This window comes from Paraburkholderia sp. MM5477-R1 (assembly GCF_050436385.1).
GTDB lineage: Bacteria > Pseudomonadota > Gammaproteobacteria > Burkholderiales > Burkholderiaceae > Paraburkholderia > Paraburkholderia tuberum.
In genome coordinates, this window is the sequence record NZ_JBNDMC010000005.1 from 1281145 (window position 1) to 1299637 (window position 18493).

General features: G+C 64.1%; 15 protein-coding genes and 2 pseudogenes. 6 read left to right on the plus strand and 11 right to left on the minus strand.

Going from position 1 to position 18493, the window contains the following annotated elements:
* Nucleotides 1–79: 79 nt before the first annotated feature.
* The gene (locus OKW35_RS18205) at nt 80–691 is read right to left on the minus strand and encodes a tyrosine-type recombinase/integrase (protein ID WP_429552762.1); all 612 of its coding nucleotides are present in this window, start codon (nt 689–691) and stop codon (nt 80–82) included.
* 58 nt (nt 692–749) lie between these two features.
* Nucleotides 750–1181 (minus strand): site-specific integrase, encoded by a 432-nt coding sequence (locus OKW35_RS18210; RefSeq protein WP_429552763.1) that lies wholly within the window; start codon nt 1179–1181, stop codon nt 750–752.
* 272 nt (nt 1182–1453) lie between these two features.
* On the opposite strand from OKW35_RS18210, the pseudogene OKW35_RS18215 reads away from it, so the two are divergent.
* Nucleotides 1454–1647 (plus strand): annotated as a pseudogene (locus OKW35_RS18215) (helix-turn-helix domain-containing protein); the annotation flags it as partial.
* A gap of 87 nt (nt 1648–1734) precedes the next feature.
* Here the strand turns inward: OKW35_RS18215 and OKW35_RS18220 are convergent.
* From OKW35_RS18220 to OKW35_RS18255, 8 genes and pseudogenes are all read right to left on the minus strand, one after another.
* Nucleotides 1735–4434 (minus strand): CoA-binding protein, encoded by a 2700-nt coding sequence (locus OKW35_RS18220; RefSeq protein ID WP_429552764.1) that lies wholly within the window; start codon nt 4432–4434, stop codon nt 1735–1737.
* A 10-nt stretch (nt 4435–4444) separates the two neighbouring features.
* Nucleotides 4445–5743 (minus strand): ATP citrate lyase citrate-binding domain-containing protein, encoded by a 1299-nt coding sequence (locus tag OKW35_RS18225; protein ID WP_429552765.1) that lies wholly within the window; start codon nt 5741–5743, stop codon nt 4445–4447.
* A 223-nt stretch (nt 5744–5966) separates the two neighbouring features.
* Nucleotides 5967–6272 (minus strand): annotated as a pseudogene (locus OKW35_RS18230) (citrate-proton symporter); the annotation flags it as partial.
* Nucleotides 6273–6394: 122 nt separating this feature from the next.
* Nucleotides 6395–7492, minus strand: a complete 1098-nt coding sequence (locus OKW35_RS18235) for a YncE family protein (protein WP_184061729.1) — start codon at nt 7490–7492, stop codon at nt 6395–6397.
* Nucleotides 7493–7590: 98 nt separating this feature from the next.
* Nucleotides 7591–8136, minus strand: coding sequence for a hypothetical protein (locus tag OKW35_RS18240; RefSeq protein ID WP_184061728.1), 546 nt, complete (start codon nt 8134–8136; stop codon nt 7591–7593).
* Between the two features lie 181 nt (nt 8137–8317).
* On the minus strand, nt 8318–9418 hold the full coding sequence (locus OKW35_RS18245; protein WP_429552766.1) for a PstS family phosphate ABC transporter substrate-binding protein: 1101 nt from the start codon (nt 9416–9418) through the stop codon (nt 8318–8320).
* Between the two features lie 198 nt (nt 9419–9616).
* Nucleotides 9617–10045 carry a hypothetical protein gene (locus OKW35_RS18250; protein WP_429552767.1) on the minus strand — a complete coding sequence of 143 codons (429 nt, stop codon included), beginning with the start codon at nt 10043–10045 and terminating at the stop codon, nt 9617–9619.
* A 128-nt stretch (nt 10046–10173) separates the two neighbouring features.
* Nucleotides 10174–11370, minus strand: coding sequence for a PstS family phosphate ABC transporter substrate-binding protein (locus OKW35_RS18255; RefSeq protein WP_311734791.1), 1197 nt, complete (start codon nt 11368–11370; stop codon nt 10174–10176).
* A 518-nt stretch (nt 11371–11888) separates the two neighbouring features.
* Here OKW35_RS18255 and OKW35_RS18260 point away from each other — a divergent pair.
* The 5 genes from OKW35_RS18260 to OKW35_RS18280 all read left to right on the plus strand — a co-directional run bounded on the left by OKW35_RS18260 (nt 11889) and on the right by OKW35_RS18280 (nt 17259).
* Nucleotides 11889–13316 (plus strand): substrate-binding domain-containing protein, encoded by a 1428-nt coding sequence (locus OKW35_RS18260; RefSeq protein ID WP_429552768.1) that lies wholly within the window; start codon nt 11889–11891, stop codon nt 13314–13316.
* A 206-nt stretch (nt 13317–13522) separates the two neighbouring features.
* On the plus strand, nt 13523–14530 hold the full coding sequence (locus tag OKW35_RS18265) for an ABC transporter substrate-binding protein (protein WP_184061724.1): 1008 nt from the start codon (nt 13523–13525) through the stop codon (nt 14528–14530).
* Nucleotides 14531–14607: 77 nt separating this feature from the next.
* Nucleotides 14608–15429: an ABC transporter ATP-binding protein gene (locus OKW35_RS18270; RefSeq protein ID WP_429552769.1), complete on the plus strand. Its 822-nt coding sequence runs from the start codon at nt 14608–14610 to the stop codon at nt 15427–15429.
* Between the two features lie 27 nt (nt 15430–15456).
* Nucleotides 15457–16326 carry an ABC transporter permease gene (locus OKW35_RS18275; RefSeq protein ID WP_429552770.1) on the plus strand — a complete coding sequence of 290 codons (870 nt, stop codon included), beginning with the start codon at nt 15457–15459 and terminating at the stop codon, nt 16324–16326.
* 132 nt (nt 16327–16458) lie between these two features.
* On the plus strand, nt 16459–17259 hold the full coding sequence (locus OKW35_RS18280) for a hypothetical protein (protein WP_429552771.1): 801 nt from the start codon (nt 16459–16461) through the stop codon (nt 17257–17259).
* Nucleotides 17260–17277: 18 nt separating this feature from the next.
* Here OKW35_RS18280 and OKW35_RS18285 read toward each other — a convergent pair whose 3' ends face one another.
* The gene (locus OKW35_RS18285; RefSeq protein ID WP_429552772.1) at nt 17278–18480 is read right to left on the minus strand and encodes an ATP-binding protein; all 1203 of its coding nucleotides are present in this window, start codon (nt 18478–18480) and stop codon (nt 17278–17280) included.
* Between the last annotated feature and the right edge of the window lie 13 nt (nt 18481–18493).

An 18493-nucleotide genomic window follows, 5' to 3' on the forward strand; every position in this document is an offset into this window, starting at 1 on the left:
ACTGGCCGAGAGGAGCGGTGCCTCCGACGCGAATGCGGCCGCAGAGACAAACAGCCTGGCGTACGGCCGCGGCGTGTTTTTAGATCTCAGTTTGCGCTGAGATCTCGAGCGCATCGTCGACCTCTATGCCGAGGTATCGAACGGTGCTTTCGAGCCTATGTCCCAGCAGAAGTTGGACCGCTCTGAGGTTCTTCGTCCGCTTGTAAATCAAAGTAGCCTTCGTCCGACGCATCGAGTGTGCGCCGTAAGCGGTCGGATCAAGGCCGATCGCGGCGACCCATTGATGCACCTTCCGGGCGTATTGTCGCGTTGAGATATGCGGCGACCGAGAAAGGCGGCTTGGGAAAAGATACTCGTCGGACCTCAGCTTAGCCTTCTCGATCCATGCAGCGACCGCAGCGCGAGCGGGCTCTGTGACCTCAAACTGCACGGGTCGTTTGGTCTTACGCTGCATTATCATCGCGCGCGGCAGTATCTGATTGGCGTGGGTTACGTCGCGGACATGCAGGTTGACGAGATCGCACCCGCGCAGCTTGCTGTCGATCGCAAGATTGAATAGCGCTAGATCACGAACCGCGTGCGCGTTCTGGAGGTGAATCCGGATTGCCCCGACGTCTTTCGGCTTCAGCGGCGGCTTCTGACCAACCAACTTGCCTTTGTTCCAGAGCTGCCGGCTTTGATTGCTTCCCATGAGAGACTCCCATTGAGTTGATGGGAGTTACATTGTCTTCCTCCATTCTTTTTCGCCGTCACCGGTCGGAGCAGTCTCTTTGCCCAAGTCGGCCTTTGCCGTCATTCAGGTACCGGCTCTGGTCAGGCGGCAATACGCCGCTTTCCGGACGTTTGCACCTCGACGGTCGCGTGAACGGTCCACATCGGCCCCTCGCTAGTGCAGCGCTCAGACTAGGTCGATGGCGTAGAACGACACCGTCGCAACGGCAGGATGGAAGGTGCTCGCTCAGAAACTCGGCGAGCACTGATTCGTCGATGCGACAAACGTCCACACGACGGCGATGAATCCATTGCGCAAAATGATCGATGCTGTGTACGTAGGTGGCAAAGCTGTTATTGGCGCAACCGCGGTCCGCCAGGTACTGCACGAACGCATCGACATGAGGCGCCAAGGGCCGCTCGTTGAGCCAGTTGGTGAAGCAGCGTTGAGGAAGTCGGACGTTTTTCATGGCGATCTCCTGAAGTAGGACCACCACTGGACTCCGATGCGAAACTATGTCTAGAAGATCGCTAACCAGCCCGCCGCCAGCCGCGCTGCACCTACATTAGGCGAATTCGCAGCCAACAAACTATATATAGTTGAATTCTATACATAGGCGCCGAATACGGACGTTCGCAATTCGGTTCCGCAGCAATTGTCGGCGCTCTCCAACGTCGGTCCCGATGGGCACTTCGGTCACCACCGTGCACAATAGCCGCTGTACTACGCAGAGGATGGCCTGTGGGCGTCAACTTCGACTGAATGATTTGCAGGCGTTTCGAGCCGTCGTATGGTTGGGTGGCTTCCGGAAGGCCACCGAGGCGGTCAACATCTTGTGGTCGGCTCTGAGCCGCCCCATCGACAAGCTCGAGCAGGCAATCCGCGTGCGGCATTTCGAGCGAACGTCGTCTTCGGAACGATCGATGTCCGCTGGTTATCAATGGACGCGGGCGAAAGCCCTCAACTGCCCTAAAGCACAGCAGCCACGTGGCTGCCTTGCCCCGCGCCGGTAAGACTCGCGCTCAGGCCACGAAGCGGCACTGGGACGCGGGCGTGCGCGTGTCCATGTTGCGTCCGCGGTTGAGATGACCGTCGATTTCCGCCGCGCAGCCGAGCATGCGCGGATAAAGGAAGATCGTGAACGCGGCAGTCTCCAGATCGGACTCGCTGAATTCACCGCGTCGCAGCGGCTGCCACAGCATTTTCAGCAGCAATGCGGCGATCACCGCATCGACATTGACGCAATAGACGTTGCGCGAGACACCTGCGTCGAACAACGCCTGCACCAGCTCGCAATAGTACGCATGGAACACGTTGTATTCACCGCGCTTCTCGCTCAAGTCGGCGATGAACACTTCGCGCGGGTCGTGGTTGATCGGTCTGTCCTTGAACACCGGATGATTCACGCCCGGAAGCTTTGCGATGTCGAGGCTGCCCGCATGCTTCTGCCGCGCCTTGTACTGCGCGTATCGCTCGACGGAGCGCTCGGCGAGCGAGCGCAGGTCCACGCCGTGGCCGGGTTTCGACGGATCGTCCAGCGCGGTTTCCTTGAAAGCATCAATCAGGAACGTGATGCCCTCGTACCCGTTCCCGCCGTGCGTGTAGCCGGTATGCGAAAGAAAACCGACGAGCGCCTTGTTGAGTTGCACGCGCTCGGGGCCTTCCGGACCGTCGGCAGATACCGCGCCCTTCGCGCCCTGCGCCGAGATCGCACCCGGACCGTTGGTGAGCAACAGGCCGACGAGCGTTTTGAAGGCGAAGAGGTCGTCCGGGCCCGGCTTCCGGTTGAGCAGCGCGGCGAAGCCGATTTCGGTGAGACTGCGCTCGTTCAGCAATTCGTCGGTGGAGAAGCCGCAGAAACCGTCCGGGCGATGTCGCGATGCATCAGCCGATGCACCGATCAGCGTCGCGAACAGCATGCTCCACCAGGGCAGGCTTTCGGCGGTCACACGCGAGATGCGCTTGCGCATGAGCGGACCCCACGCCAGCGTCGTCGTAATTGCGGCCAGCACCGCGTCGCCGGTCGGGTGAGCGGGCTGCGACGTCAGCCAGCGGACGAACGCCGATTTCGCGCCGCGCGCGGCGAGTCCCGCGAGCATTGCTTCGGCGAGCGGATCGCGAGAGTCGGCGAAGAACTGTTCACAGCCGCTTGCGTCGATGCGTGCGACGTCGAAGGTTTCATTCAGCGCGTCGGCAAGACCAGCGGCCGCAAAACGATCGATCAGCCACCTGGCCGCGTCCCGCGCCGCGCGCTGACGTTTCGGCCCGACGATCGACGCCGCAGCCGCGAGAATTGCATTCGGGGCGTTGTCGGCTTCGCGTGCTGCCTGCGCCGCCGCGAGTTCCGGCCTGCCGTGCAGATTGACGAATGCGGCGATCGCCACATCGATGAGTTTTTCGTCGTTCTCGGCGCCGAATTCGTGCAGCAGGGCAAGGCCGACGTTCGCTTCGAGAGAGCGCGTCGCCGCCTCCAGCATCGACGCGCCGTGCAGGCTGCTCACTTGCGTCTTCGCGTCCATCTGCGACGCGCCCGATGCGTCCTTGAGCGTCTGGCGCGGAGCGATCACACCGATCTGTCGATTGACCTGATGGACCTGCTCGTTATACGGCGCAACAGCTTCCACGACCGGAATCGCGAGGCCGTCCGGCAGCGCGATGCCCTGATCGGAGCCGAACCACGGCTTGAGTGCGAGACTGCCCTCCGACTCGAAATCGGGCATCGTCGCGTTGGCACGCATCACGGCGCTCAACGCGGCCGGGATGTGCGCGATGTTCGTCACCACGGCACCCTTCGTCGAGCAGCATGGGTCATCCGGCGTGAAGAGGCGCGCGACGCCGAACTTCTGCATGAACCAGCGTTCCTTGGCTTGCGCATCGTCGTTGCCGCCGGCCATCGCGCCGGCGTGGCCGACGGCCCGCGTGAGGCGGCTCTTCCACCGTCCCACGACGCACGCGACGACTGGCTTCGTGAAGACCGCATCGGCCTCGTAGTAGCCACCCGGTTCGCAGTAAAGCACAGCAGCCTTGCTGCGCGCATCGTTGCCGAGCGCGAACGCGAATTCCGGCGCGGCATAGTGGATATAGACGTCCTTGCCGCTCGAGATGACCGTCGACGTGCCCCAGCCACCCATGCGCAGGTATTGCGCAATCGTCGTGCTGAAGCCACCGGAGTTGGAGAAGATCGCGATCGAGCCCTTGCGCAACGAATCGTCAGGATTGTCGCCGCCGAGCGCTCCGCCGATCCTCACGCGATTCCACGAATCGGCGACGCCGAGGCCGTTCGCGCCGAAGATGTCGATGCCCGCCTGCTGGCCCATCGCGCGGATTTCGCGGGCGTCGTGGACCGCGATCTTCTCGGTGATGATGAAAATCTTCCGCAACTCGGGATTCACGCGAATCAGCTCAGCGACGCCGTCGCGGGCCGCGGACGGCGGCAGGTAAACGACGCCGCAGTTGAACCGGTGTCCCGCCTGCAGCCCCTCACGGACGTTGTTGTACACGGGGATATCGCCGGCCGGCGTCGCGAGCACTTGCCCGCCCTTGCCCGGCGCCGTGCCGAATACGACGTTACCGCCCGAGAATGCGTGACTCACGGGCGTCACGTCCGACGATTCACCGCCCAGGATGTTGAGCACGCACACGCGGTCCTCGCGCGTGGCGATCTGTGCGAGTGAGTTGACGCCAACGAAATACTTGAACGTATTGCTGCCTTGCTTGTACATGTCGATCTCCTCAGGCACGAGCCGTTTCGGTTTGCCTCGGTGACGCGGCGATCCTTGCAGCGATCTCGGTGCGGCCGCCGGCGCGCATCCAGGCGTCCGCCTGGCGTGCGTACTGGATCACTTCGCTGATGTCAGAGTCGAAGCCGAACAGCCGGTAGGGCAGGCCCAGCGAGTCGCATGTGTCCCTCAGCGCCGACATGCCGCGCACGAGGTTCGGACCTCCACGGCCCAGCACGACATGGAGCGGCGTCGGGCCGTGCTCGCTGAAGTGCTCGCGCAGGGCGTCGGCCATGGCGCGCAGCGTCTCGTAGATGTCCGTGTTATTTGACTTGCCGCCGATGATGAAGAGCACGTTCGCCTGTTCGAGCCAGTGCCTGAAACAGATGCGCGCCACTTCCTTCATCTTCGCGTAAGGCGGATTGCCGCCGAAATCCGACGAGATGATCGCGGCGTCGCCCAGCATTTCGGTGACGAGCGAGTTGGCGCCGCCGCCGAAGGTCGGGGCGAGGATCGTCCCCTTCTCGTTGATGACATACACGTCGCTCTGGCCCTGATGGGTGCGAAGCTGGTTGATCTCCTGCTCGAAATCGGAGTAATCGGCGGCAAACAGATGAGGCGGCAGGCCAAGACGCGCCCAGCGCGGATCGTCGCGATCGAAGCCGCACTTGAAGTCGCACGCAACCGGCGTAAGGCGACCGTGCCTGTCCTCGCGCATGCGGATCGGGTTCAACTCGAGCGTCGTCATGCCGAAGTCGTGAAAGAGTTCCCAGAGTTTCGGCAACTGCTGCACGAGCGGCGAAATGATCTCCTTCGGCGCGCCGATCTCGCTCAGTGCATTCGCTACGACGAACGCCTTCAGCCCGGTCAGCGCATCGAACGGCACCATCGCCACCTGTTTCGGGTCGACTTCCTCGATGTCCATGCCGCCCATGTGGGAGAGCGTCATGGTCGGTGCGCGAAAGCGGGTGGAATCCGTGATCGAGAAGTAGACTTCGTGCGTGGCCGGCACACCGGCTTCGAACGTGACGCCATTCGCCTTCGCCTTGATGTGGCCGACGGCATGCTCGGCGAAGTAGAGCCGCTCCTTTTCCGCGAGCGCGGTCTTCAGGTCGGTCGCGCGGCCGAGCAAACCTGCCTTGCCCTTCTTGCCGACTCCGCCCTTGAAGACGGGCTTGATGAAGATCTGGCGATGACGGTCGATTAGCGCCTTGACTTCCTCTTCGCTGGCGCTCGGACCCAGGATTTCGCTGGCCGGAAATCCGACGAATTGCAGCAGGCGCGCGCCGTGCAACATACCCGTGATTTGCATGGAAATGTCTCCTGAAGTTTAAGCAATGCACTTCGCCTGCTTACAAAAGAGCACGTTGCGGGCGGACAGCGGTGAACCCAGTCGCGAGATGCCGGTTCCCCGGCACGCGGCGATCCACGAGCAAAGATTGTTGGAACCGAATCATTCGGAGCGGGGCGCATAGGCATTTTGGTCCGGCCGCTCTGCGGGCCAGGCGGACGAGATGCGTGCCTTGCGCGACTCGTCAGGCGACGGTCGCCGATCGCTCCGCTGCATCGCCTCGTCGATAAAGCACAAGCGTCGCGACGAGGCCACATACGGCTGCGAAACTCAACCAATAACCGGGCGCCGCCTTATCGCCGGTCACTTGAATGAGATAGGTCGACACGGCGGGAGTAAATCCGCCAAAGACGGCGGTTGCAAGGCTGAAAGCGAGCGAGAAACCAGCGACGCGCACGTTGACCGGCATGACTTCAGTCAGAGCCGCGACCATCGCGCCGTTATACATCCCGAAAAAGAACGACAACCACAGCAGCGCCGCGAGCATCCGCACAGTGTCCGAGTGCGTTTCTCAGGTCCCTGCCGTGCCAAGAAACAGTCAGCTACGCGGTAATGGTTTCACTCGCGGATGTGGAGCTCGGGGGTTTATATTAGACGAGCTGTGGCAAGCACTTACTTTCCGGCAGGCGTCTTCGCGCCAGTGCCCGGTAACACATCGAAGCGCAGCAGCCTTCCGCCAGCGCCTGATTCGCCAGGCGAGACCGCGACATACAGGCAGTGGCGCGCAGGCACCAGAAGCGCCGTCTTGGCGCCCTTGGCCGTCGGCACGCGTGCGATTTCCTCGTAATGGCCGGGATCCTTCTGCTGGATCACGCCAAGATAGTCGTCGCCGGCCAGGTAGATGCGCTGGTTGACTTCGTCGAAGATCACTTCGTTCGTGCGCTGGGGTGCGTCGAACGTCGCGATCGTGTTGCCGTTCGCGGCATTGAGCACAAGCAGCTTGAACGGCTTGCGCGTGCCGACAAACAGGCGTCGATGCGTCTCGTCGAATGCCATCGGCGCATTCAGCTCCGCGCCATGGATCGGCCAGTTCGCAATCACCTGGCGCGTCGCCTTGTCGACGACGGCGAGCGTGCTCTTGCCCGTCACGTTGACGAAGAGATGGTGGCCGCGCTGCTCGGCCGCCATCGCTTCGGTAAAGTCGGTGTCGAACTTCACGTCGCCGACGTGGCTGCCGGTGCGCGGATCGACCTCCGAGACGATCGTCTGCGTCATCTTCGGCTCGGCGTTTTTACCGCCCGTGACAATGTACATGTGACGGCGCGACGGGTCGTAGCGCATCGAGTCCGCACCGAGGGTGAGCTGGATCGAACCGATGACGCGATAGCTCGTTGCGTCGACGATGCGCGTCATGCCGGCGCCGCTGTCGGTGACGATCAGACGGTTCAGGTCCGGCAGGTACAAGATCGCGTGGGGCTGGTCGAAACCCTTGACGGTGCGCAGATGCTTGCCGCTGCCGAGATCGAATACTTCGAGCGTGGCGCCGTCTTCGCCGGCGAGGAACAGCCGCCCGCCGTCAACATCGGCGGCGAAGTGGTCGAAATCGCCTTTGTAGTCCGGCAGCGCCGTGCTGCCGATCAGTCGCAGAGGTGCGCCCGCCGGGCTGGCTGCATCGACCGGGGGCGCCGTCGCGTAGGCGGTGTGCGGCAGCGTGGCGCACAGGGCCGCGAGCGTCGTCAGAGATACGATCGCGGAAATTCGCAAACGCATGGTCAGACTCCTGAATGGGGATGGCTCGATGAATACAGCCTCGTCCCCGGCGCGCCGGGGACGAGGCATTGCAAGCGCGCGGCGGGCCGTGCGCGCGGCTACTTCGCAGGCTCGAACAACGCGGCGTAGCTCGGGATCTGCTTCTGCAGCGCGTCACGCAGGCCGGTCGAAGCGAGGAAGAAGGCGGTCTCGCCCTTTGCATTGGCGCCGTCGTTCTTGTACGCGAGCACGATCTCGCCGACGTTCTGGCCGCTCGCGTCGCGCAGCGGCAGCATCATCACGAACTTCTTGACCGTGTCGTTGGGACGATGCCAGCGCGGGTCGACGATCGTGATGCCCTTTTTCGAGATGTCGATGTCGTCCGGATCGTCGGCATTGCCGATGCGCTCGAGGTAGGAACCGGCGAACATCGTGTAGGCATCCTGCATACCCGGAGGAACGCCGTGCAAAGTCACGCTGAGCAATTCGGGATGCTGTTGCATGATTTGCTCGGACAGTTTCTGAGCAAAGATCTTCGCGCTCGGCGGCGTCCAGTTCCTGGCGTGCGGTTCGGGCGCGGCGGCGGCGGTGTCAACCGCATACAGCGCGGAAGCCGACAGGAGGCCGAGCGTCGCGGCGAACAGGGTCTTGGTCAGGGTCTTCATGTCTCTCCTCTCTTTGCCCGATGGGCGTTATGGAAGCAGGTGCGAGTCGAGTGTAGGCTCGCCACCTTGAACGAGCGTGAACGCGATCTGAACGCAAATTCAGCCTGAAATGGGGAGGCCGTCGCAACGAAGGTTGCCGTCACGGCGACTGGCGCCGGTTGCGCGTTCGCGCGTCGCATGGTCACTCCGCCTGATCGAGTTTCGCCAGTTCTTCCTTGACGACGGCCGGGGTCAACGGGATATAGACGCCTTCTTTCGCGACCACGTCCTGTCCGTCGCGGCTCAACACCAGTTTCAGGAATTCCTTGATCTTCGGCTGCAGCGGCTCGCCGGGCTTCCTGTTGACGAAGATGTACACATAGCGCGAGAGCGGATACTTGTGCGTGTACACGTTCTGCAGTGTCGGCGCGAGGAACGGTCCGCCTTCGCTGGCTGCCAGCGGCACGACCTTCACGTTCGGCGTGACGTTGGCCAGCAGTGCGTACGTGAGCCCGCCCGGGTGCGTCGCCATGTCCTCGGCGGCCACCGTGAACGCATGCGTGAAGCCCTTGCCCTTGACGAACTGGATGTTGTCCTTGTATTCGCCGCCTTCCAGCAGGTTCAGCTTCAGGAAGTATTCGATGCCGTTGACCGGCTTCAGGCCGTAGAGGTGAATCGGCCGGTCGGCCCATTCGCCGCCGAGCCCCAAGTCGCCCCACGTGGTAATGTCGGCGTGGCCGCGATTGCGTGTCTTCGAATAGATCGCGTCGAGCTGGGCCATCGTCAATCCTTTGATCGGATTGTCCTTGTCGACCAGCACGACCGACGTCGCCGTCTTGCCGAGCGACCCGACGCTGCCTGTCGCGACGCGAATGGCGAGCGGCTTGTAGCCGAACTTGCCGACGAAGGCTTGCTCCTCGGCCGGCAGCAATTCGCGCCCGACCGGCGCCAGGTCCGCCGTGCCGTTGGTCAGTGCCGGGCCGCCGGCACCGGACGCCTTGGCTTCCATGGTGACGCTCAGGCGCGGATAGGCCTTGCGATACATCTTGATCCACCCCAGCGTGATTTCATCCATTACGTCAGCGCCGACGAGACGCAGGTCTTCCTCCGGCACGGACTGGACTTCGCCCGGATGCCAGATCGGTATCGACGGGTCGACCTTGAGGTGATGCTCGACGGCCGCGTACTTCAGGGCGAATGCCGGCGGCGACGTCAGCGCGCCCAGCGCTGCGATGCCAATCACTGCCGCGGCCGATGCCGCCGCAGACCTGCGCAACCCGCCAACCCTCTGCGTCTGTTTCATGTGCGTCTCCTGATTGAAGAAGTACTGGTGAGTTCGCCCTCGGCGGGACGATTCGTTGCGTGCTGCGTATCGGGGTGGGGCGGCCCGGCCGACGCGCGTCGTGCATCGGCGATGCTTTCGCCTTGCCACGATGGTGGGGCATGAAGCTGAACCCGACCTGAAGGTATCCTTAATAGATTTTCAGACAGACGACGCCAGTCAGTGCGTGGGTTGAAACAGCGCCGCGAGCGATGGCGTGCTTCCGGCCAGCTCGTCGCGCACCTGCTCGGCCCGGCGCACGATCATGTTGCGATCGACGCCCGGCACGTAGCGGAATGTCGAGCCGATAACGCCGATCGTCTTGCCGTTGGCGTCGCGCATCGGCAGCTCGACCGACAGATCGCCGGTTTTCGTCACCTCGACGCGCGGCTCGCCGCTGTCGAGCACGGCCAGGTCGTCGGCATCGGCGGACTTGCCGATACGGCCGATGTTCGACGCGATGATGACGTTGTCGCTTCCCGTCGGTGGGGTGACGTGCAGCGCGAGGATCGTCAGCTCGGGATGCGCGGCCAGCGTGGTATCGACGAGTTGCTGCGCGTAGGGCGCGGCGGTCGTGGCGGCGTATGCAGACACGGCCGAGGCGAGCAAAAGCGCCGCCGTGGCGGCGCGGATGGGTCGGTGCATGTGGACACTCCTGGAATCGGCGCCGCCCGGCGGGAATGCGCGGGACCGGCACGCTGCGCCGGGTTGGCGAGGGGGAGACGAGCGGCGCGCGGTCAGTTGGCGAGCATCGCGCGCGAGCTATCCGCTTGCTGCGCGCGCAGCGGCACGTACATCGCGTGATCGATCACGGCTTGCTGGCCCTGCTTGCTTAGCACGTAGCGGAGGAACTCGGCGATGGCCGGATCGAGCGGCTTGCCGGGAGCCTTGTTGGTGTTGAAATAGATCAGCCGGCTCAGCGGATAGGTCGCCAGCGCGACGTTCTCGTACGTCGGCGCGACGTACGGACCGTTGTTCGATGCGGCAAGCGGCAGCATCTTCACGGGCGCGTCGATATAGGCGATGCCCGAGAATCCGATGCCGTAGCGATCGTCGGCCACGTCTTTCGCGAGCGGGAACACGAGCTTGTCGTAATGGATGTCGTCGCGCCACTCGCCGCGTTGACCGTTGGCGCTCAGCACGCGTTGCCGGATGAACTCCTCGAACCCGTTCCACGGCTTGATCGCGTAGACGTGCACCGGCTTGTCCGCCCATTCTCCGGTGAGACCGAGGTCGCCCCAAGTCTTGATCGGCTTGCCGCCGCGCAGGTGCGTGCGCGAGTAGAGCGCGTCGATCTGGTCGTAGCTGAGCTTTTCCAGCGGGTTGTCCTTGTTGACGAAGAAGCCGATCGCGTCCAGGAAGCCGAAATGCCGGTACGAGCCCCCGGAAATCGGTACGCTGAGCGGGCCGTAGCCGAACTTCGCCTTGAAGTCAGTGACGTCGTCCGGCTTGAGCTCGCGCGAGACGAACACGAAGTCGAGCTTCTCCTTGACCAGCTCCTTCGCGCCGAGGCTGCCCGCGTACGGTGGGGAAATGCGGATGTCGACGTTCGGGTAATACTGCCTGAAGCCTTCGATCCAGCGGTTGACGAGCGACGGCAGCACGTCGGAAGCCGCGCCCCTGAACGTGCCGGCGAGCTTGAGGTCGGTGCGGGGCTGGTAGTCGGGCAGGGCCGAGTCGAGGCGCGGCTGCAGGATCTCCGGCTCGGCCAGCGCGCGTCCGACCTTCATCCCATCATCGGCTTGTTCCTTGGTTTGCGGCGCCACCGTCTTGAGCGCGGGCACAACCCACTCGACCATCGGCGTGGATGGGGTGTCGGCGCCCGCGGCGCCCACCGCCCAGACCGACGCCGCGGCAGTGGCAATGATCAGGCGAGCCGAACGGCGGCGCGGCATGCGCCGGTTCGTCCCGCAACGGGGTTGGTTTCGATTCACGAGATGTCTCCTCCTTTGTTCAAAGCGTGCGTGATTCCACTGCCGCTCCATTTTGAGGCAGGCGGCGCGAAAGTTGAAACGCGGTGATCGCGCCGGCCTGCGCGAGATGCGGCGAACGGCGCAGCGCCCATGCCATGCGTCCAACGATAGTGTCGCCGGATGAACGCAATCTGAAGACATTCTGAAAATCCGTTCATGGAACGCCTTGCCGAGCATGAACGAATTTTCAGCATCGATTCAGGTTGGCTTCAGCGTGCCGCCGTACCGTCGGGGCAGCTTCTCCGGGCGCGATTGCGGGGCGGCGTTCCTGACCGGAAGCCGAGCCGCTGCGCGCCATTCTCCACATCCGGCAGGAGACCCCCGTGCCTGTTTTCGATTCTCCATTGCGGCGCGCATCGCCATCGATGCCGCCCCTGTCATGCTCGTCCCGGCCATTGCGCTCGCAGGATGCATGCGCGCCCGCGGCGCGCCCTCGTCGTACCGGAGCCGGCCTCCTGCTTGCGGCCTGTCTGGCACTCATGCCGCCGTGCATTGCGCAGGCGGCCGATACCGTTGCAGGCTTGCCGGCCTATCGATCGCTCCCGAACCTGAGCGGAACGCTCAGCAGCGTCGGGGACGACGCGATGGGGCCGCTGCTCGACGCGTGGCTGGCCGCCTTCGAGCGACGCCAGCCGGGGATCCATCGCGGGCCGCATTGGCGGCACGCCGGCAGTGCGACCGCATTCGGCGCGCTTATGTTCGGCGACGCCGATATCGCACCGCTCGCGCGTGAGCCGTTACAGACGGAGCTGCAGCCGTACGCGCACCAGTTCGCAGGCGACATGATGAAGTCGCCGCTGTTCGTTCGCGTCGCGAGCCTCGACGGGCAGGCGGCCTATCTCGCCGTGAACCGGCGTCCCGGCGCGCCGCTGCCGCCCAAGGTCAAGGCGTTCGTGGCGTTTGCGCTGAGCGACGAGGGTCAGGCGATCGTCGCCGCGCAGAAACGCTTTGCGCCGCTCACCGCCGCGCAGGCCGCGCGTGAACGCGCGAAGCTCGACGGCTTCCTGCCGCCGCTTGACGCCCAACTGGCCGTCTATCGTCCCGTGGCCGGCCTGCACGGCGAGATCGACAGCGTCGGCAGCGACGGGATGAAGTCGCTGATGGACACGTGGATCGACGGCTTCACGCACGTACAGCCCGCCGTGCGCAAGGGCGATCGATGGGAACACCTCGGCACGTTGAACGGGTTTCACGCGCTGCTCGCGGACGACACCGCGATGGCGCCGATGGGCCGCGAACTCTGGCCGGACGAGCGGGCTGCCTGTACGCAGATCCGTCACGCGGCGCCGCTCGAAATCCGCGTCGCGCGCGGCGGTTTCAACACGCCGCAACGGACCACGGCCCAAGCGATCTTCGTGCATCCGGACAATCCGCTCAACGGCGTCACGCTGGCGCAACTGGCGTCGATCCTGCGGCAGAACCCGGGTATCACGCGGTGGGGCCAGCTTGGCCTGACCGGCGAGTGGGCCGACCGTCCGATCACGATCTACATCCCGCCGCACGTCGCGCCGAACGCGATGTCGATGCAGGTCATGGTGCTGGCAGGCGGAGCGTGGAACAGCGCTGTCCACGAGGGATCGATCGACGACACTGCGCGCGCGATCGCTGGGAATCCGGGCGCGATCGGCTTTGGCGGACTCGAGGAAGGCGGCCCCGGACTCAAGACGCTGGCGGTGGCGCGCCGGGACGGCGAGCCGTTCTATGCGCTCGATGCCGAGAATGCGGCGAGCGGCAAGTATCCACTCACACGCTACATGTACATCCGCCTGAACCGTCCGCTGACGCCGCCGGTGAAAGCGTTCCTGCGCTACATCCTGAGCCGCGACGGCCAGGAACCGGTGCGTTACTCAGCATACTTCCCGCTGAGCGCGCAGGACGCGCGCGAAGAGTCGGCGAAGCTCAGGTAGGCGTCGCGCGGATCCGTCCCGGCGCATGCCGCGTGCGGCGCCGGCGGTCCCTGAATAGGCGTTCATTTTCCGTTCAGCCTGACTTTAAGGTTGCCCCGTATAACTCAAACCGTTCCGTGAGCCCACCCGTCCCTGATCCGGGACGCGACGCGAACGCCATGTGGAAAACGGCACGCCATACCTATCGAAACCGGAGGAGACATCCCATGAAACACACTGTCCTGCGCATCGCCGCTGGCGCGCTGATGCTCGGCACCCTGGTTCCGGCCGCGCATACCGCCGAGAAACTCACCCTGATGGTCGGCGGCATGGAAAAGCAGATCTATCTGCCGGCCAAGCTCGCCGAGCGGCTCGGCTATTTCAAGGAGCAGGGCCTCGACGTCGAACTCATCAACGAGGCAGCGGGCGTCGATGCCGAGAACGAACTGGTCGCCGGCACAGTGCAGGGCGTCGTCGGCTTCTACGACCACACGATCGACCTGCAGTCGAAAGGCAAGTACATCGAGTCCGTCGTACAGTTCAGCCACACGCCTGGCGAAGTCGAATTGATCTCGTCGAAGCTCGCCGGCAAGGTAAAGTCGCCCGCCGACTTCCGCGGCTTGACGCTTGGCGTCACCGGGCTTGGCTCGTCGACCAACTTCCTAACCCAATACCTCGGCGTGTCGCACGGCGTGAAGACGTCGGAGATGACGTCGCTGCCCGTCGGTGCCGGCAACACATTCATCGCCGCGCTCAAGCAGGGCAAGATCGACGGCGGCATGACCACCGAACCGACGGTCTCGCGCCTCGTCAACACCGGTGACGCACAGGTCCTGGTCGATCTGCGCTCGCCCGAGAGCACGCAGAAGTGGCTCGGCGGCCTGTACCCGGCGGCCAGTCTGTACATGCAGAACGACTGGGTACACTCGCACAAGGCGACGGTGCAGAAACTCGCGAACGCGTTCGTCAAGACGCTGCGCTACATCAATACGCACAGCGCGGAGGAGATTACCGCCCAGATGCCCGCCGACTACTACGCTGGGGACCGCGCGTCATACATGAAGGCGCTGGCCAACGGCAAGGTGTCGTTCATCGCCGACGGCCGCATGCCGGAATCGGGGCCGCCCACCGTGCTCAAGGTGCTCGGGTCGTTTGATAGAACTGTGATGGGGCACAAAATCGACCTGTCGAAGACCTTCACCACCGAGTTCGTCAACGCCGCGCAGGTCAAGTAGCCGCGCCCGCGTGACGGCCCGGCAGCGAGCCGTCGCGGGCGTTTCGTCGAATCCAATCTCCTAAAGGTGGCAATCCAATGACAGCCTCCCAGGCAACCATGCCGTATCCCGCCGCTGCGTCGAACGACGTTCCTGCGATTGAACTCGATCGTGTCAGCCGCCGCTTCGTCAGCCCGGAGGGTAAAGCGATCATGGCGCTGCAGAACTTCAGCATGTGCGTTGCGAAGGGCGAGTTCTGCGCCGTCGTCGGCCCGACCGGCTGCGGCAAGTCCACTACGCTCAGTCTGATCACTGGCCTTGCCGCGCCGAGCGCCGGCGCGGTCAGGATCTGGGGCAAGCCGGTCACCGGCATCGATCCTCGCATCGGTTTCGTGTTCCAGTCCGACGCGGTGTTCCCATGGAAGAGCGTGCTCGATAACATCGCGGCCGGTCCGCTGTACCGCGGCGAGAACAAGGCGCAGGCGTACGAGCGCGCGATGGAATGGATTCGCCGCGTCGGTCTGGTTCGTTTCGAACGCCACTATCCGCACCAACTCTCCGGCGGCATGCGCAAGCGCGTGGCGCTGGCTCAGACCTTCATCAATGAACCTGAGATTCTGCTGATGGACGAGCCGTTCTCGGCGCTCGACGTCCAGACACGCATGCTGATGCAGGACGAGTTGCTGCATCTGTGGAGCGTGAATGGCGCATCGGTGGTGTTCGTCACGCACGACATTGAGGAGGCCATCGCGCTCGCGGACAAGGTATTCGTGCTGACGTCCGGACCGGCGACCGTCAAGACGTCGTACGAAATCGACCTGCCGCGCCCGCGTGATGTCGCGGAAGCGCGCTATTCCCCCCGCTTTATCGAACTGTCGCGGCAGATCTGGAACGATCTTCGCGACGAGGTCCACATCTGAGCGCCTGGCGGCGCGCTAAGGAAAAACATGAATACCCCGATGGCAGGAGCCGTATCGAACGAGATCGAGTTGCGGAAGGTGGAAGTCCGCGCCCAGGCAAGCATACGTCGGCGCCAGACGCTGGTGTATGTGCTGCGGCTCGCGGTGCTGGTCGTCACGCTGGGCGGATGGGAACTCGCCGGGCGCGTGGGCTGGATCGATCCTTTCTTCTTCTCGACGCCTTCGCTGATCGCCGTGCAGATCTGGCAGTGGCTCACCGAGGGAACCTCGCAAGGCCCGCTCTGGGTGCAAGTGCTGGTGACGCTGGAGGAAACCGGGCTCGGCTTCCTGATCGGCAGCGTGGCAGGCGTGTTCGCCGGGATCTTACTGGGCCGCAACAAGCTGCTCGCCGAGGTTTTCAGCCTCTACATCAAGATCGCGAACTCGATCCCGCGCGTGGTGCTCGGCTCGGTGTTCATCATCGCGCTGGGGCTCGGCATGGCGTCCAAGGTCGCACTGGCCTTCGTCATGGTGTTCTTCGTGGTGTTCTCGAACGCGTTCCAGGGCGTGCGCGAGGCGGACCGCAACCTGATCGCGAACGCGCACATCCTGGGCGCCTCGAAGCATGCCGTGACGCTGACGGTCGTGCTGCCGGCCGCGATGAGCTGGATCCTGGCGAGCCTGCACGTGAGCTTCGGGTTCGCGCTGGTGGGTGCCGTGGTCGGTGAATTTCTCGGCTCGAAGCAAGGGATCGGGCTGCTGATCTCGACCGCGCAGGGCGCGTTCAACGCGGCCGGCGTGTTCGCCGCGATGATCGTGCTCGCCGTCGTCGCGCTGGGTGCGGAGTTCGTGCTCACGCAGCTCGAGAACAAGCTCCTGAAATGGCGACCGCCGCAGTTCTCCGACGCGGGCCACTGATCCCCGCGCGCCGGCCGGCCACGCGTCGCCGCGCATCTGCCCGCCCCGACCGTCCTGACCCATCCCGCTCGTGCCTCATGCCGGGCGCTCACACGCAGCGCCGGCCACCCTTCGATCAGGAGAATCGGCCTCATGATGTCCACCCGTCATCCGGAGTCGGCCGCGTACCGCGCCCCGCATCATGCGCGATTCGTCAAGGCGGCGCTCGCCTTCGGCGCATGCCTGGTTTGCCATGGTGCGCTTGCCGGCCCGCCGTTCGTGACCGACGATCCGGAACCCGTCGAACGGGGGCATTTCGAAATCGATGCCGCCGCGTCGGGCACCGTGCGCGCCGGCAGTCACAGCGGCACGCTGCCGGGCCTCGAGATCAACTACGGATTGGTGGAGAACCTGCAGATCAACGCGACGGTCGGCATGGCGTTCATGCACGAAACCGGAGATCGCACCCATTACGGATTCGGTGATACCGAACTGGGCGCGAAGTACCGCTTCATCACCGAGGACGAGGCGGGCTGGCGTCCGCAGGTCGCGTTCGCGCCGAGCGTCACACTGCCGTCCGGCAACGACCACCTGGGCCTCGGTGACGGCCACGCGCACGTGCTGCTACCGCTGTGGACGCAGAAGACGATCGGTAACTGGACGACGTTCGGCGGTGGTGGATACGTCGTCAACCGCCATGCGGGACGGAAGGGTTACTGGACCGGCGGTTGGGCCGTCCTGCGCAAGTTCGGCGAACGACTTCAGCTTGGCGGCGAGGTCTTCTACACCGGGGCGGCGACCAAGGACGATCCGTCCGCGATTGGCTTCAACCTCGGCGGCACCTACGGGCTGACGGAGCACGACCGCATCCTGTTCTCCGCCGGGCGCGGCCTCACTCACGTGAGCGACACTAATCGCTTCTCCTATTACGTCGGTTATCAGCTCGACCTGTGACGCGCGCCCGCTGTATGCTCAGGCGGCGTCGGTGGAATGGAGCGGCGCGTTGAAGGGGATATTGCCGGCGGTGTCGGACGGCGTGACGGCGGGAATCTCGAAGACCATCGACAACCCGCGGCCGTCCGGCCCGGCCTCCGCGAAGATGTGGCCGCCGTGCAGCTCGACGATACTGCGGCAGATGGCGAGGCCCAGGCCGCTGCCCTTGTCTTCGTCGCCCGGACGACGGATGCGCACGAAGCGTTCGAAGATGCGCTCGCGCTGTTCGGCGGCTACGCCGGGACCCTCGTCCTCCACGCGGACCTGCCAGCATTGGTTCACCAGCGTGGAACGCAAGGTGACGCGGCTTCCCGGAGGCGAGGCCGCCAGTGCGTTGCTGAGCAGGTTCAGGAGCACCTGGCGGATCCATTTCGACTCGATTGCGGCCTGTCCGCTGCCGTGATGGGTCAGGAAGAAGCGCTGCTCGCGGTGTTCGGCGAGTACGTGGGCGTCCTGCGCGAAGTTCTGCAGGAACAGTTCCGGGTCCTGCGGCCTCAGATCGAGCGAAATCGCGTGTGCGTCGGCACGCGACAGGAACAGCAGGTCCTCGATGATGCGGTTGAGGTGCGCGAGTTCCTTGATCTGAATTTGCACCGCCTGTTCCTGCGCTGGCGTCAACTGACCGTCGACGACCAGTTTCTCGGCTTGCAGGCGCACGAGCGTCAGGGGCGTCTTGAGTTCGTGGGAGGCCTCAGCTGTAAACCGCCGGATCTGGTCGAACGACGCTTCGAGACGGTCGAACATCTGGTTGAGCAGGCGGGCCAGGTCCGAAATCTCGTCGCGCGCGCCTGACAACGGAATGCGCTCGCTCAGATTGTCCGAGCGGATGTGGTCGGCCGTGTCCTGGATCAGCCGCAGGGGCCGCAGCGCCATTCGGCTGAAGCCGTAGCCGATCACGCTGCTGATCGCGATCATGACGATCAGCAATCCGTAGAAAGCATGTTCATAGGCGGTCATTACCACGCGTACGTGTTCTTTCGTCGTTGCCACCACGACCGTGTACGGTCCGAGCGCGAACTTGCCGGCGCGCAGTTCACCCAGTCCTTCAACATTCGCATTGAACGCCTGGTGGCGAGGCGACGGAGCGATATCGCGACCGTGAAGGCCCGGGGAGCGAAACACCACCGTCCCAGCCGTCCCGTAAATCTCGGTGAAGAACAGTTCGAGCTTGTCGGACATCATCGCCTGAACACGC

What these genes read in the sequence shown, in the direction of transcription:
- OKW35_RS18205 (WP_429552762.1), bottom strand. Translation starts at nt 691, where the DNA reads ATGGGAAGCAATCAAAGCCGGCAGCTCTGGAACAAAGGCAAGTTGGTT.
- OKW35_RS18210 (WP_429552763.1), bottom strand. Translation starts at nt 1,181, where the DNA reads ATGAAAAACGTCCGACTTCCTCAACGCTGCTTCACCAACTGGCTCAAC.
- OKW35_RS18220 (WP_429552764.1), bottom strand. Translation starts at nt 4,434, where the DNA reads ATGTACAAGCAAGGCAGCAATACGTTCAAGTATTTCGTTGGCGTCAAC.
- OKW35_RS18225 (WP_429552765.1), bottom strand. Translation starts at nt 5,743, where the DNA reads ATGCAAATCACGGGTATGTTGCACGGCGCGCGCCTGCTGCAATTCGTC.
- OKW35_RS18235 (WP_184061729.1), bottom strand. Translation starts at nt 7,492, where the DNA reads ATGCGTTTGCGAATTTCCGCGATCGTATCTCTGACGACGCTCGCGGCC.
- OKW35_RS18240 (WP_184061728.1), bottom strand. Translation starts at nt 8,136, where the DNA reads ATGAAGACCCTGACCAAGACCCTGTTCGCCGCGACGCTCGGCCTCCTG.
- OKW35_RS18245 (WP_429552766.1), bottom strand. Translation starts at nt 9,418, where the DNA reads ATGAAACAGACGCAGAGGGTTGGCGGGTTGCGCAGGTCTGCGGCGGCA.
- OKW35_RS18260 (WP_429552768.1), top strand. Translation starts at nt 11,889, where the DNA reads ATGCCGCCGTGCATTGCGCAGGCGGCCGATACCGTTGCAGGCTTGCCG.
- OKW35_RS18265 (WP_184061724.1), top strand. Translation starts at nt 13,523, where the DNA reads ATGAAACACACTGTCCTGCGCATCGCCGCTGGCGCGCTGATGCTCGGC.
- OKW35_RS18270 (WP_429552769.1), top strand. Translation starts at nt 14,608, where the DNA reads ATGACAGCCTCCCAGGCAACCATGCCGTATCCCGCCGCTGCGTCGAAC.
- OKW35_RS18275 (WP_429552770.1), top strand. Translation starts at nt 15,457, where the DNA reads ATGAATACCCCGATGGCAGGAGCCGTATCGAACGAGATCGAGTTGCGG.
- OKW35_RS18280 (WP_429552771.1), top strand. Translation starts at nt 16,459, where the DNA reads ATGATGTCCACCCGTCATCCGGAGTCGGCCGCGTACCGCGCCCCGCAT.
- OKW35_RS18285 (WP_429552772.1), bottom strand. Translation starts at nt 18,480, where the DNA reads ATGATGTCCGACAAGCTCGAACTGTTCTTCACCGAGATTTACGGGACG.